The organism is Nitrospinaceae bacterium (assembly GCA_018669005.1).
Taxonomy (GTDB): Bacteria; UBA8248; UBA8248; order UBA8248; family UBA8248; genus UBA8248.
In genome coordinates, this window is sequence record JABJAL010000067.1 from 39,811 (window position 1) to 53,646 (window position 13,836).

Consider the following 13,836-nt stretch of genomic DNA (forward strand, 5'->3'; position numbering starts at 1 on the left):
CATGGAAGACCGCATGGTGGATTTTGTCCAGGCCCTGAGAGCTTCTGGCATTCGCGTATCTCTGGCAGAAAGTGAAGATTCATTTCGAGCTTCAAAAATTATCGGGGTCGCGAATCGCGATCAATTCAAAAGCGCACTGCGCCTCACTCTCGTTAAAGAAGAAAAAGACCAGGAGAACTTCGAGCGCCTCTTCCCACTTTTTTTCGGCACTGAGGTCCCACCAACCCTCGACGCCATATCGGAGATGACCAAGGAGGACACCCAAAGTTTATTAGAAGCGCTTGAGCGAATGGCGGAAGAACTTACTCCCGAGGCTCTGCGCCGAATACTAGAAAACTTACTTAAGGGACAGCCACTTTCACAAGACGATCTTGATCAGCTTGGCCAGCAGGCTGGACTGCGAATGGCCTCTAGCCCACGTGACGCCTCTCGGATGGAGCGCCGGATGGGGCGCACCTTAGGCCTTGAAAAGCTCATGGACGCGCTCATGGAACTGCTTGAGGAACTCTCCGCCTCGGGTATGGACGGAGAACTCCTCGATCGCCTTGCAGAAACTGCCGGAATAAACAGAGAGGCTCTTGAGGAGCAGATACGCAAAGAAGTCGGCAAAGCCATTGCCCGCCGCATGCAGGATGACTACGAGAAAAAAGAACCTATCGACGACGTAATGGAACTCCCTTTTCGAGGATTAGATGAGCGCGAAGCTGAGCGTCTTCGCGACGAAGTTCGTCGTCTCGCCTCTCGTCTAAGAAGCAGAGCAGCCCTTCGCCACCGCAAAGCGCGTAAGGGGCGTATCGATATGAGGGGCACCATGCGCACCAACATGCGTTACGGAGGCGTTCCTCTTGAGCTCAAGAAAAAACGGCGCGTCATCAAGCCTAAGCTCTTACTAATATGCGACGTTTCAACTTCCGTGCGACACTGCGCAGAATTCATGCTCTCCCTCATCTATCAGCTTCAAGATCAGGTCGCACGAGCAAGGAGCTATGCTTTTATCGACCGCCTTGTGGAAATTTCACTGTGGTTCGACGAGCATCCACCGCAAAAAGCTGTAGAGTTAGTCCTCGACGATCTTCAAGCGGGTTACTACAACACCGATCTTGGAGCCAGCCTCGCTATGCTCTGCCGAGATCATCTAAACCACATCGACAGGAATACGACAGTTATCGTCCTCGGAGATGGGCGAAATAATTTTAACGACCCAAGACTCGACTGCTTGGACACAATTAAAAACCATTGTCGCCGCCTAGTCTGGATGAACCCCGAGGCCCCCTACCTATGGGGTTCCGGTGACTCAGACATGCCTGCCTATCAACCCTACTGCGACACCCTCCACGAAGTAGGCAACCTTTCCAAACTTGCCAATGCGGTCGACACTCTTTTCGATTACAGGTGACCCATGAAGCACCAATCAAATTTAATTGAATGACCATGGACGATTGCCAACAAGGAATTGACACAAAGACAATGTGCCCAATGTTCCTAGTTTTAAAAAATTATTAATTATTTTCAACATATGTGATCTTCGATAAGTTTCATAACCCTTACGTTCTTGACGTTTCACGTGGATTTGGTAAGTTGTTTTTGTTATTTATGCCTGTTTAAAATTTCCTGCCCTGATTAGGTCGAAATGTCACGAGTGTATTTTTCTTTTAATTATGCTGACTACAAAAATGCAGATATCATCAATAATGCGTGCAAATTCAAAAATGCGGCACGCTCAATTTATTTCACAGAATCAATATGGACCGGCGCCCTTAAAAAAGGAAACGCCGCACTGACTGAACTGGTCGATGAGGCCGTTGTCCATACCGACGCAACCGTTTTCCTGATAGGCCGGAACACTGCTTCGAGCAAATGGTGCCAGTATGCACTTCAGAAAAGTCTCGAGAATAAAAAGGGTATTTTCGGCATTTACCTGCCAAACCAAATGCAGCGGGGCCGGGCAGAATGGCTTACGAGCAAAGGTTTCCCCGTCCACGAGTGGGATAGCAACAGTCTGAAAACATGGATTATCACCGCCGTTCAGAAATCCATGACTAAAGCATCTTAGATTTAATTGGCTCCGTCTCACCCGGACATTTAAATATCATCAAGATAGTTCATCGAGCAAGGTTTTGGCCTCCGTTAAATCCCTTGTATCAAAACCTTCATTGAACCACTCATAAATTTTCGACAAAATCGCTCTTCCCTCGTGGACTTTGCCTTGCCTCTGCAGGAGTCGCGCGAGGCCCGTCGACGCTCAATGAGGCTCTCACGCAAGCCGGAAAACCCCTGGATGTGCTTCAGGAAATCTTTTCAAAGTCTCAATGTCATGACCTGGAAAAACTAGGTTTGGCCTGTCGGCTAGTTCTTTAACCGTATCGAGAGCGGAGAGACACTCATCCACATGAACATGAATACCCGGTGGAATCATCGACTCAAGGCTTCTGATGACATAGGCGGCGTCAACTGCGAGGACGGCCCAACCCTCCGCGGTTCGCACACGAACAATTTGAAGACCAGGCGTATGCCCTCCGGTGAGATGAACGGTGATGCCCTCTTCAATCTCCGTTTCTCCGTCTAGAAGATGGAGACGACCCTCCTTTTCAAGACCAGCTACATCTTCTAAATTCGCAACGAAATGGCGAAGGAAATGATGGTCACTCTTATTTCCACGCCAGAATTCAAGTTCTTTTTTCTGGAGATAAAAATTTGCTTCCGGATAGAGCCTTGAAGCCGAGAAATGGTCCCAATGCAGGTGAGACAAAATTACGCGGCGCACCCCAGAGGGTTCGATATCGAAGGGCTCCAGCAAATCTCGCGGCCTTCGAAAATCCTCAAATCCCGGATAACGCGATTTGCATTCTCCTTCCAAGAATCCTGTATCTACTAGAATGGGCTCGCCCAAGATACCTTTAGTGTCCTCAGGCACAAGAATCCAGAAAAAATAGGGCATACGGGCCATTCGCCCAGTTTGAGTCAGGTATAGGAGAAGCGAAAAATCGCACTCCCTCCAACCTTGACAGAGTGCAAAAATTCGGTAATTCGTATCGACTCCCATAAAATCCCCTTTCAGTCCGAGACTACTGTTTTTATTTACTTAATACCATTTGGAACGAGGTTAAGAGTGCATTTCCTGTTGCGCCTGTTGTTCATCTATGTAATTATATTACAATTGGTTGCGGGAATTCGCCCAGTTTTTAGAGATGGCTTTAAAATTTGAAATCTATCTATATTGCAGTCTTCTTCCCATTCGCAGTCGCGGTGGCGATACCTTACTTCGCCAACCAATACCGTAGGGTTGCGGCTTGGTTCGCTATTACAGCCCCAGTTGTCAGTCTCTGGGCGCTAATAAGCCTCTATGGCGAATGGAGTGCCGCTGGCAAGAGTTCCATTCTATACACAATCTCCTGGGTTCCCTCGGCAGGTCTTAACGTTTCGTTCCTGGTGGACGGCCTCAGCATCATGTGGGGTTTCCTCGTCGCCGGTATCGCTCTTCTCATAGTCCTCTACTCGAACTGGTATCTCCATGAACATGAAGATTTGGGTCGTTACTACGGTTGGCTAATTGCGTTCATGGGCTCGATGATGGGTGTTGTCTTCTCAGATCACCTGATAACGCTTTTTATCTTCTGGGAACTAACCAGCGTTACCTCATTCTTCTTAATCGGTTTTTGGTCCGACAGGGAAGCTGCGATATACGGCTCACAAAAAGCGCTACTCATAACCGGCGGAGGCGGGCTAGCGATGCTCGCAGGCTTCTTGCTTCTGGGTCAGGCAACCGGCGAGTGGCAACTCTCAAAACTCATCGCCATGCCGGGAGTGAGCGAAAAGGTCACACTCGCTGCCTTTATACTCATCATCATGGGCGCAGCAACAAAAAGCGCGCAGTGGCCATTCCACATTTGGCTACCCAATGCAATGGAAGCCCCAACACCGATTAGCGCCTTTCTTCATTCGGCCACCATGGTGAAAGCGGGCATCTACCTTCTTTCGCGTTTTTATCCCATTCTAGGAGGTCATCCCGCCTGGGGCTACGTGGTTATTAGTCTTGGAATGACGACCATGATAACCGGCGGGCTCCTTTCCCTGCGAGCCCATGACCTAAAGGCTATTCTCGCTTACGGGACAATCAGCCAGCTAGGGCTAATCGTCACCTTCCTTGGCTATGGCGGCGAGGAAGCAATCATCGGCTCAACGCTTCATCTTTATAACCACGCGGCGGCCAAAGCGGCCATGTTTATGATTGTTGGCATCATCGATCATGAAACTGGAACCAGGGACGTTCGGCTTCTTGGCCATCTATCTCGGAAAATGCCTCGCTCGCATATTCTTGCCGTGCTGGCGGCGATTAGCCTTATTGGCATACCGCCGATGGGTGGTTTCATCACCAAGGAAATGCTTTACGGTGTAAGCATCCACCCCGGCGGGCCAAGTGACTGGGCCACCTTCTGGCCCTGGCTCACCCTCGGAGCGGGTATTATCACCGCCCTATACCATTTGCGCTTCCTTGGCGCGCCGTTTTGGACACCAGCAGAAGGCGACTCGCCAAAGCCGGGCCATGACCCCTCTCTCGGCATGCTCGCAGCACCAGCAATACTTGTCCTTTTAGCGATAACTTTCGGAGTAGCACCCGGCCTGATTGAAAACACATTTATCGCCCCCGCCGCCTCGGCCACGCTTGGGGGTGCTAAACCCGAATTTCATCTCAGCCTATGGCACGGAGTGAACCAGCCACTCGTCATGTCCATCATTACGGTTGCGGCGGGTCTAGCTCTCTACTGGAAGCTTGATATCGTCACAAATTTCCTAGACTCGGCGGCTAACCTCTGGAAGTCAGGGCCAGGACCAAACAAAATTTACAATGGCGCTCTTTACATTGCCCGTGAGCGTACTTGGCCCCTTCTGCTATCCCTACAGGATGGCAATCTACGCCGCTATCTACGCTGGTCAATCATGGCTCCTGCTCTTATTATTTTCATAACGGCACTTACGATGGATTGGAATTATCTTAGTTGGCCTAAATTTGAAGGCGCCACACTGCTTGCCGGCGCGATTTGCCTGTTGATTTCAATTTCAGCTATCGCCACCGCACTTTTCCCGAAGCGCCTTTCAGCCATACTAGCTCTCGGCACTGCGGGATATGCGATAGCGGGTCTTTACATTGTCATGAAAGCACCTGATTTGGCGCTCACCCAGATCATGATTGAATCGGCATCTGTCATCCTTTTCCTACTGGCGTTCTGGTTCCTCCCTCAACTCAAAATTATCCCCCAGAGCCGGTCCCGCTACGTTCGAGACTGGATTATCGCCATCTTCCTCGGCGCAACAACCACCGCAGGAATGGCACTTGCCATGAACACACACAACTTCAAAACCATTTCCGACTACTTTATGCGCACGTCGAAACCGGTGGCAGGCTTTAACAATGTCGTCAACGCCATTATCGTGGATTACCGTGGCTATGACACACTTGGCGAAATTTCAGTACTAGTCATTTCGGGTATTGCCATTTACGCCATGCTTCGGCTCGTGGGTACGATGCAACACGAAGAAGGAGGCCACTAAATGCGCTCGCTAATCCTCCAAACAGTGGCACCTATTGTCCTCCACTTAACACTGATTTTTTCATTCTTCTTACTTCTTTACGGACACAATCAGCCGGGTGGCGGTTTTATCGCCGGCCTCATGACGGCGGTGGGTATTGTACTTCAGTGGGTCGCCTTCGATTCAGGAGAGGGATGGCGCCGCTACAATTGGCCATGGGGGCGCATCTTTAGTACCTCTCTGGGACTCTCTACCTTTGTCGGACTCTTCGGACTTCTATCCGGCTACTTCCTCAAAAGCTCGCCCTATGAAATCAGCCTTCCCTTTATTGGAGAAGTAGAAATTTTAACTGCATTTTTCTTCGACCTCGGTGTTTACGGAGTCGTCGTGGCCGTGTTGATGTCAATCCTTACGAACTTCTGCGATCGGCGGGCCACGAGCCGGAATGAAGGAGACCCGAGTTGACTTGGTACCTCTCGATTACCATTGGAATACTGGTGACGACAGGCGTATTTATGGTGATGCAGCGCCGCATTCTTCAAGTGATCCTTGGATTTTCGCTGCTCAGCCACGCCACCAATTTAATGATCGTTGCATCGGGCTGGGTCGGTGACGGCCTATCGCCCATATTGCGCACAAATAAGCACTTAGAACCCGGGGCCTATGTGGACCCTCTGCCACAAGCGATGGTGCTGACGGCCATCGTGATCAGTTTCGCGGTGACAGCATTTCTTCTCGTCCTTGCTCTCAACGCCTTCCTTAAATTCAAGACAGATGACATGGATGAAATTCGGAGGCTGAAAGGATGACTTTGCTCCTTCCTGCGCCGGTAATTCTTCCACTGGCCACGGCCATAGCGCTTTTCCTCCTGCGCAATCGTCAGAACATCCAGGAACGCCTCAGTATTGCCTCGTTGTCAGTCAATCTGGTGTTGGTATTATTCATTCTTCGCACCACGGCTGGCGGAGAAATCCTAATTCACCGAATGGGTATGTGGCCCTTTCCTTACGGAATCATACTCGCGGCTGATCGCCTTACTGCTACGATGCTGATTCTCTCAGCGACAATTGTGGGAGCCTGTGCCCTCTTCGCTCAGGGGTATTTATCCAGGAACGAGAGAAAAGAGGCGTTTCATCCCCTCATTCACTTTCAGCTCATGGGCATCCAAGGCGCATTCCTTACTGGCGACCTTTTTAACCTCTTCGTATTCTTTGAGGTCATGCTAATTTCGACCTATGCCCTACTCGCTTTTTACTACAACCTCGATCAACTCGAAGTTGCGCTTAAATACACATTTCTCAACATTATCGCCTCAGCATTGTTCCTCGTAGGCGTATCACTTCTTTATGCACAGGTAGGCACCGTCAACATGGCAGATCTTTCTGTTAAGATTCGCGAGCTTGGCCCCCAGCCACTCATGATTGTGACGGCCCTCATATTTCTTTTCGTATTCAGCATGAAGGCGGCCCTGTTCCCGATGCATCTCTGGCTGCCCTCGGCCCACTCTATTTCGCCCACCCATATTGGCGCCATCCTTGCCGGTGTTCTTGTGAAGGTTGGCATTTATGCCATCATCCGATGCGCGACATTGATTTTTATCGGACCGTTCGAAAAATTCCAGACACTTCTGATGGTCATCGCCTTGGCAACTATCGTATGGGGAGCACTGGGAACACTACCTCAAAACAGCCTTAAGCGTATTCTCGCCTACTCAACCATCAACCAACTCGGATATATTGCGTTTGGCATCTCATTGCTCTCGCCATTAGGAATGACCGCGACAGTGTTCTATATCGTCAGCCACGCGTTCCTCAAAAGTTCGATGCTCCTTGGCGGAGGACTAATCCAAAAGCTCACGGGAACCGTCGATCTTGAAGAAATGGGCGGATTGATGAAAAAAGCCCCCTACGCAAGCTCGCTTCTCCTCGTGGGCTTTCTTTCGCTGGCCGGCATTCCACCGCTAAACGGATTTTTCGCAAAATTCTTCTTGCTCCAGGCTGGATTTTCTCAAGGTGCCTACCTTGCAACCGGGTTTGCCCTATTGATGGGTGTAGTTTCGCTCTACTACAATTTCACGACTTATCAGCGAATGGCATGGGGAGATGGGGGAAACGAGGTAGGCCAAGCGCCCTTGGTGATGTACTCATCGGTCAGTTTTCTCGCTGCCTTTGCTATAATTTTCGGGCTCGGCGCGGCGTGGCTCTATGACTGGAGCCTCCTCGTCGCCGCCCAGATAACCCAGCCCGAGTTATACATTTCTGCCATGCGGAGCGCTTTGTAGATGAAACCTGGGAGGAATTAGAGCATGCCATTAGCCACTCTCGTGCTGAGCATATCGGTGATATGGCTCCTACTCCGGGGCGACGCCTCGCCGGGAAATTTTTTCGTGGGGTTAATTGTTGCGTTCATTTTAATTCTTTTCCTGCGCCGGACCTACAATCAAGAACGATCGTTTCGCCGCGTCGGAGATATCATTCACTTTATCATTAACTTCACACGCGAATTGATCGTAGCGAACATTCAGGTCCTCAAAATTGTTCTTTCTCCAAAACTAAACATTCGCCCCGGCATTATCGCCTTTAAGACCGACTGCAAGACCCCCCTTGGTATTACATTGCTAGCTAACTCGATCACCCTGACGCCAGGAACACTCAGCGTTGATATTTCCGAGGACCAGAGCACCATTTACATTCATATTCTCGATATGGAACATCCTGACCAAGTACGCGACGAAATTCGAAGAGGGCTTGAAGAGCCGGTAAAGGGGGCCTGCGAATGATCCAGGGCGCTATTCAAATCGGATTGATTATGCTTATCGTCTCAATCGCATTCAGCTTCTACCGATTAGCGAAAGGACCTACCACTCCAGATCGAATCATTGCAGCAGACAACATCGCAACGAATCTGACTGGGGTTCTCGCCCTGTTCGCCATCCAAACGGGCGAGAAGATGGTAATAATCGCCGTTGTCGCGCTGACCATTCTAAGCTTTGTCGCAACGGCGGTATTGGCCAAGTTCCTCGAGAGGGGGATGATCATTGAGTGAGTTCATTGCCGCAACCGCGCTGTTAATAGGCGCCTTTTTTATGCTCGTTGCCAGTTTGGGACTTGTTCGCTTTCCCGATCTCTATACGCGTATGCACGGTGCGACAAAGGCCACGACATTCGGCATGGGGGGCATCTTGATAGCCGTCGCACTGACTTTCGGCAGCCCAGATGTGGCGGCTCAGTCCATTTTGGCACTTTTCTTTTTATTTCTGACTGCGCCGGTTTCAGCACACCTCATCTCGCGTGCTGCCTATCGGCAGGGGCCGGATCTCGCCACAAGCACCACGGTTGATGACTACGGCCCCTACCTCAAGGAAGAAGAAAAAGCAGCGGCCAAAGATGCAGAAGAAGAGAAATCTGATGAAGGGGATGAAGATTCTAGCCATCCTTCAGCGGGGCCGATCACATAGTAGATATAACCTCGACCTCCTCTTGAATTTACCTATACAATATTGCAAGTATTTATAGATTCTTAGCTACACCTGAGGAGATAGAACAGGTTGAACGAGATAACAAACGGCAAGACGAGAGACATTTATATCGAACGCAATGGCCTTCGCCTTCACGCCCTTGATCACGGCGGTTCCGATGGCCCTATAATCTTGATGTTCCACGGTGCTGTTGCTCATGCACGCTGGTGGGATCCGATAGCCCCTGGCCTCGTTGACATGGGAAGACCCATAGCTATCGACTTACGAGGCCACGGAGAGAGTGATTGGGCCAATGATTATACCTACGAAGCGTTCGCAGATGATATCTCCGCGTGGGTAGAGTGGGCAGAGGCCGAAAGCGGTGAGGCGCCCGGCTTGGTGGCACACTCGTTCGGCGGCGCGACCACACTCAAACTTCACGAATTTCAGCCTCCCAATCTTCGCTTCATCGTTCTGGTGGACGTTCCACTTGAACTGAATGAACGTATTATAGCGCCTTTAAGAAAAGTCGCCGCCCGCCCGAGCCGACCATGGGCATCGCAAGAGCTTTTCGTCGAAAAGTTTCGAGTCGTGCCCGCCGGAGAAAACGCTGCTCCAGAACTCCTCGCCCACGTCGCACGCCATAGCGTTCGCCGTATTGATGATGGCACCTGGGTTTTAAAAGCAGACAAATCCTTCCACAAAAACAGGCCCGTAACGGATTTTCGGCCCGGATGGCAAGCTGTAACGGCGCCAACAATGTTGGTAGTTGGGGAGAATTCGGACCGGCTCACAAATGAGGATCTTGATTGGATTCGCTCCTGCCAGGGGGACGTTCGAATCGAAACTGTTTCCGGCGCCTATCATCACGTTCACCTAGATGCCCCGGAAAATTTCCTTAACCTGACACGAGAATTCCTTTCCTCGGCTCTTTAGGAGATTGCGTCTTTATTGACAGCGCACTCTGTGGCAATCTCTACGGAAATCGAATTTAAATCGATACAGCTATACTGAGGCAATAATGGCGGACATGGAAAACCTGACAGGCGCTACCGACGAGGATGCTTGGCCCGTCTCGGAAAGTGAATCCGAGGCGGCCAAGGAAAACATTGAGACAAACGTTGGGGGGGAAGATGACAAGGGCGAGTTCCTCTTAAACCTCCTTTCCCCCTATTCGCGACACAGACTCCTTCCCCTTAGCGAGCTACCCCGCGAAGAATTAATCCATGCCTTCCTTGGCGGCGGCATACATGTACCCCGTGTAATGGCCTTCTATCTTCCGGAAAACGAGATGTCTCGCCTTGTTTCGCTGATGACCGTTCCCATCAGCGAGCACTACGAAACCGTCACCCTCGACAATCTTCACGAAGTGAGTTCGAATCCACCCCATATGCTTCTCGTACATCTAGAAAACTCTGGGGACGATGAAGCAGAAAAAATTGTAGGCAAGCTCATGGAAGTCCCCACCATGGGATTTTCCTCCGTTGTTGCTATCGTGAAAGATGAAACATCTCCTTACATCAAGGAAGGCCCCCCTTGGGCCCAGACCGTCCTTCCCCTGACTCTCGAAGATCAAGCTTTCCGAAGACACCTCAAAAATCTTCTTGATTTGGCCCGCGCACGTATGGACCTGGAAACAATCTACCTGGCGCACCGTGTCAGCCGCGAGCAATTACACGCTGTTCAATACACAGACCCACTGACGGGCTTGCTGAACAGGCGTGGATTCGAAGATTCGGGTGCTCGGGAACTCTCGCGCACATCGCGTACCGGCCAGCTAGTTGGTCTTGTGATTATCGACATCGACAAGTTCAAGAATATCAACGACACCTATGGGCACCCCGCTGGCGACAGCGTACTTCGCCAACTGGCACAGATTCTCAGAGAGCAAACACGTACGCTTGACCATGTTTTCAGGTTTGGCGGCGAGGAGTTTGGGATATTACTGCCACACACACCCAAAGACGAAATGATTTTCGTTTGCGAGAGAATTCGCCGGGTTGTTGAGGAAATGCATTTTTCCGAAATGCCCAAAGCTGGCTCAGTGACCATCAGCTTGGGGGCACTTTCCGTCGGCGCCTCCCGGCGCCCAAGGCTAGAGGATGTCTATCCTGTTGCTGACGAACTTCTTTACGAAGCCAAGCAAAGTGGCCGAAATCGCGTTATCTCTGGTGACTACGAATAATCGATCGCACTACTCTCGACCTTCGACTCGCTCTATACGATTGCCACCGGGCGAACGGGCGAACCGGTTCCGCCTCGTATTTTGAGAGGAAGCGCCACAAAAAGGAATTCGTAGGTCTTCGTCCGACTGAGTTCCTCAAGATTCGCCAACTCAAGAAGGTGAATCCCTTTCTCAACGAGCATATGAACGTGCACCGGGCTTGCCGGATCAGGTCGTACCTCAACACAGAAAGTGTCTGAGCCCACCATCCGAATTCCCCTATCCGAAAGCCATTTTGCCCCATAGAGATTCAACCCCGGTTGGCCACTTTTCTGGAAATAGTACTCACGGCCAGGCCAGTGTTTCATTTGACCTGTTCGGATAAGAACGACATCACCCTCATCGATACGTGTGCCCTGGGCACTGGCTACTGCCTCAAGTTCTTTGGGACCGATGCCGAAGCCTCCCTCGAGAACCTCTTTTTTAAGATGTGTCGCGAGATCGAGGAGGACTCCTCTCTGAATAAAGGGCGCCACCGTTTCAATCCCGTGGACCTTCATTCCCTCGGTTTTAGTCTGAGACGAAATGGCATCAATGCCACCGTGGAGTTTCAAATCCTTTGAATAATGACTCAGAGCGTCGATATGCGTGCCAGTATGGCCCGTGCAAAAAATCGTATCGACAGCGGAACAGGCGCCAGCACCTGCCATATGGTCTCCATGCTCTCGGTGTAGTGTAAAACCATAAGGCGAATGTAGCGGGACATGGGGCATTCCCGGAAACAGTTCAACCCCCATGTCAAAAGTCTTACTCCCTCGAACAAACGAACAAAGATCTTCAAAGTTCATGAGCGCCTCTATATGATAAGTAGGTTCGTGGAATTGAATTCAGCATATAGGAAGAAGATATTTAAAACATCACAAATTACCATGGCAACAGAGAGCTAACTGCCCGAATTTTCTAGCGAGGTAGAAATTGGACGGAATAGGACCATACATACATCCCACCATGCAGGTGGCAATCCTCATACTCGGCCTGTTTTTGCTAGCTCTTGGCCTTAGAATCAGAAATAACAAGCGCTTCGGCCCAAATCCGCATACCGCCCGATTAGTCGGCCTACACATGCGTCTCGGCAGGTGGTTCACGGCACTCCTCGTATTTGGATATTTTCTTGGGCCTCTTGGAATGCATTTCGCGCTGGCCGAGCCATTATTCGCTACAGCTCACAGCTTTTTCGGCACTCTTGCGCTCTCCCTTTTCCTGGGGACCGCCTATCTCGGTAGAAGATTGAGAATTGCCCCGGGCAGAGATGACCTTCGACAAATCCATATATTTTGCGCTTTTATCGCCATATTTATCTCTTTAGCCGTAGCTATACTAGGTTTCCAACTTCTCCCATAAACGGATAGTTCAATCTAAAATAAACAAATAGCCGCTAATTTCCTTCAACTTAAAATATTACACCCTCCCTGGCGGAATAAGATGCTCCTAAAAAGTGTTCCTCTAAGTAACATATTTTATTGCTTCAATAAGGCAAAAAGGACATTGGGCATGAAAATATGGAGGCCAAAGTATTTCATCGGCCTATAAATATGAAATAAAATACAAACCCTATTCGGAGGTAGCAGAGTCATGTTTCAACGGAATTTAAAATCATATCTCAGTGTACTATTTACCCTTTCGATCTGGATGTTTACGCCAGTCGGACAAGTCAGCGCAGCCAACCCATGTGCGGCCAAGAATCCGTGTAATCCCTGCGCTGCAAAAAATCCCTGTGCCGCCAAGAACCCGTGCGCGGCCAAAAACCCGTGTAATCCTTGTGCCTCGAAAAACCCATGTGCCGTAGGAAATCCGTGTAATCCGTGCGCTGCGGGTGGAGCCTCTACCAGCTTTGAGGGCGTGTTAGTTTCCGGTAAAATCGCTGGCTACAAAGGCGACTACCTGAAAGTACGCGCCTCAAACGGCAAAACAGTGAGTGTGCACCTTCAGAAATGGACTACCGCCCACCTTGGATCTAAGGCTGTCAATCCAAAATCCCTCAAGGCTGGCATGTCCGTTAACATCTCAACCCAATCAAAGGGCAGTTACCACAAAGCCAATTTCATCTGGGCCGTAGCGGGTGGCGGAGGCGGAAATCCCTGTGGCGGAAATCCTTGCGCGGCCAACCCTTGTGCGGGGCGGAATCCTTGTGCGGCTAATCCATGCGCGGCCAAAAACCCGTGTGCGGGGCGCAATCCGTGTGCTGCCAAAAATCCATGCAACCCATGTGCGGGCAGAAAATAATCAATTCAGATTGAATGAATATTCCACATACCTATGGAGAGATAAACATGATGAGAATACACGCACTTTTAGCTGCTGTCCTGGCCATCGCTCTAGCGATTCCGTTTTCAGCTCAAGCAGCCTCAAAGAACAAGACCATCACCCCGCCTCCGTTTTTCATGACACTTAAACGTGACAAATCGGTCGCGGATTCGGTCAAACGAGGCAAAAAGGTTTTTCGCTCAACTGGCTGTGTCGGATGCCATCCGAGGGGCCGCACCGTAGGCGGAACCGCTGTTGACGTAATGGGCAACAGAAACCCCGTTCCGATTCCCTCTCTCATCGGAGCAGCCGAGCATTTTCCCCGCATGACGGCAGCAAGCCAGGTGGTAAGCGTTGGCCAATTCAACGATCTGTGCTCAAC

At 50.4% G+C, this 13,836-nt stretch carries 14 protein-coding genes; 12 read left to right on the top strand and 2 right to left on the bottom strand.

Annotated features, from left to right (window positions below):
- Position 1: 1 nt before the first annotated feature.
- Both HOJ95_09170 and HOJ95_09175 read left to right on the top strand, forming a co-directional pair.
- On the top strand, positions 2-1,396 hold the full coding sequence (locus HOJ95_09170) for a VWA domain-containing protein (protein MBT6394863.1): 1,395 nt from the start codon (positions 2-4) through the stop codon (positions 1,394-1,396).
- A gap of 243 nt (positions 1,397-1,639) precedes the next feature.
- Positions 1,640-2,053 (top strand): hypothetical protein, encoded by a 414-nt coding sequence (locus HOJ95_09175; GenBank protein MBT6394864.1) that lies wholly within the window; start codon positions 1,640-1,642, stop codon positions 2,051-2,053.
- Positions 2,054-2,254: 201 nt separating this feature from the next.
- Here HOJ95_09175 and HOJ95_09180 read toward each other — a convergent pair whose 3' ends face one another.
- Positions 2,255-2,938 (bottom strand): N-acyl homoserine lactonase family protein, encoded by a 684-nt coding sequence (locus HOJ95_09180; GenBank protein MBT6394865.1) that lies wholly within the window; start codon positions 2,936-2,938, stop codon positions 2,255-2,257.
- A 263-nt stretch (positions 2,939-3,201) separates the two neighbouring features.
- On the opposite strand from HOJ95_09180, the gene HOJ95_09185 reads away from it, so the two are divergent.
- The 9 genes from HOJ95_09185 (at position 3,202) to HOJ95_09225 (ending at position 11,171) form a co-directional block, all read left to right on the top strand.
- Positions 3,202-5,550 (top strand): DUF4040 domain-containing protein, encoded by a 2,349-nt coding sequence (locus HOJ95_09185; protein ID MBT6394866.1) that lies wholly within the window; start codon positions 3,202-3,204, stop codon positions 5,548-5,550.
- Positions 5,551-5,994: an MnhB domain-containing protein gene (locus HOJ95_09190; GenBank protein MBT6394867.1), complete on the top strand. Its 444-nt coding sequence runs from the start codon at positions 5,551-5,553 to the stop codon at positions 5,992-5,994. It abuts the gene before it with no gap.
- Positions 5,991-6,338: a Na+/H+ antiporter subunit C gene (locus HOJ95_09195; protein MBT6394868.1), complete on the top strand. Its 348-nt coding sequence runs from the start codon at positions 5,991-5,993 to the stop codon at positions 6,336-6,338. Before HOJ95_09190 ends, HOJ95_09195 begins: the two co-directional genes overlap by 4 nt.
- Positions 6,335-7,810: a hypothetical protein gene (locus tag HOJ95_09200; protein MBT6394869.1), complete on the top strand. Its 1,476-nt coding sequence runs from the start codon at positions 6,335-6,337 to the stop codon at positions 7,808-7,810. The genes HOJ95_09195 and HOJ95_09200 overlap by 4 nt, the downstream gene beginning before the upstream one ends.
- A gap of 24 nt (positions 7,811-7,834) precedes the next feature.
- A complete protein-coding gene (locus HOJ95_09205) occupies positions 7,835-8,308 on the top strand; it encodes a Na+/H+ antiporter subunit E (GenBank protein ID MBT6394870.1) in 474 nt (157 codons plus the stop codon).
- Positions 8,305-8,574 (top strand): hypothetical protein, encoded by a 270-nt coding sequence (locus tag HOJ95_09210; protein MBT6394871.1) that lies wholly within the window; start codon positions 8,305-8,307, stop codon positions 8,572-8,574. Before HOJ95_09205 ends, HOJ95_09210 begins: the two co-directional genes overlap by 4 nt.
- The gene (locus HOJ95_09215) at positions 8,567-8,986 is read left to right on the top strand and encodes a monovalent cation/H(+) antiporter subunit G (protein MBT6394872.1); all 420 of its coding nucleotides are present in this window, start codon (positions 8,567-8,569) and stop codon (positions 8,984-8,986) included. Before HOJ95_09210 ends, HOJ95_09215 begins: the two co-directional genes overlap by 8 nt.
- Before the next feature lie 90 nt (positions 8,987-9,076).
- Positions 9,077-9,922 (top strand): alpha/beta hydrolase, encoded by an 846-nt coding sequence (locus tag HOJ95_09220; GenBank protein MBT6394873.1) that lies wholly within the window; start codon positions 9,077-9,079, stop codon positions 9,920-9,922.
- Between the two features lie 85 nt (positions 9,923-10,007).
- Positions 10,008-11,171, top strand: coding sequence for a GGDEF domain-containing protein (locus HOJ95_09225; GenBank protein ID MBT6394874.1), 1,164 nt, complete (start codon positions 10,008-10,010; stop codon positions 11,169-11,171).
- A 32-nt stretch (positions 11,172-11,203) separates the two neighbouring features.
- On the opposite strand, the gene HOJ95_09230 is transcribed toward HOJ95_09225, so the two are convergent.
- Positions 11,204-11,998, bottom strand: coding sequence for a cyclase family protein (locus HOJ95_09230; protein MBT6394875.1), 795 nt, complete (start codon positions 11,996-11,998; stop codon positions 11,204-11,206).
- Between the two features lie 127 nt (positions 11,999-12,125).
- Here HOJ95_09230 and HOJ95_09235 point away from each other — a divergent pair, with 127 nt between their 5' ends.
- Entirely contained in the window at positions 12,126-12,551 is a 426-nt protein-coding gene (locus HOJ95_09235; GenBank protein ID MBT6394876.1) for a DUF4079 family protein, read from the top strand.
- The last annotated feature ends 1,285 nt before the right edge of the window (positions 12,552-13,836 follow it).

Coding starts and splice junctions, on each gene's coding strand:
- HOJ95_09170 (MBT6394863.1), top strand. CDS start 2: ATGGAAGACCGCATGGTGGATTTTGTCCAGGCCCTGAGAGCTTCTGGC.
- HOJ95_09180 (MBT6394865.1), bottom strand. CDS start 2,938: ATGCCCTATTTTTTCTGGATTCTTGTGCCTGAGGACACTAAAGGTATC.
- HOJ95_09190 (MBT6394867.1), top strand. CDS start 5,551: ATGCGCTCGCTAATCCTCCAAACAGTGGCACCTATTGTCCTCCACTTA.
- HOJ95_09200 (MBT6394869.1), top strand. CDS start 6,335: ATGACTTTGCTCCTTCCTGCGCCGGTAATTCTTCCACTGGCCACGGCC.
- HOJ95_09205 (MBT6394870.1), top strand. CDS start 7,835: ATGCCATTAGCCACTCTCGTGCTGAGCATATCGGTGATATGGCTCCTA.
- HOJ95_09210 (MBT6394871.1), top strand. CDS start 8,305: ATGATCCAGGGCGCTATTCAAATCGGATTGATTATGCTTATCGTCTCA.
- HOJ95_09225 (MBT6394874.1), top strand. CDS start 10,008: ATGGCGGACATGGAAAACCTGACAGGCGCTACCGACGAGGATGCTTGG.
- HOJ95_09230 (MBT6394875.1), bottom strand. CDS start 11,998: ATGAACTTTGAAGATCTTTGTTCGTTTGTTCGAGGGAGTAAGACTTTT.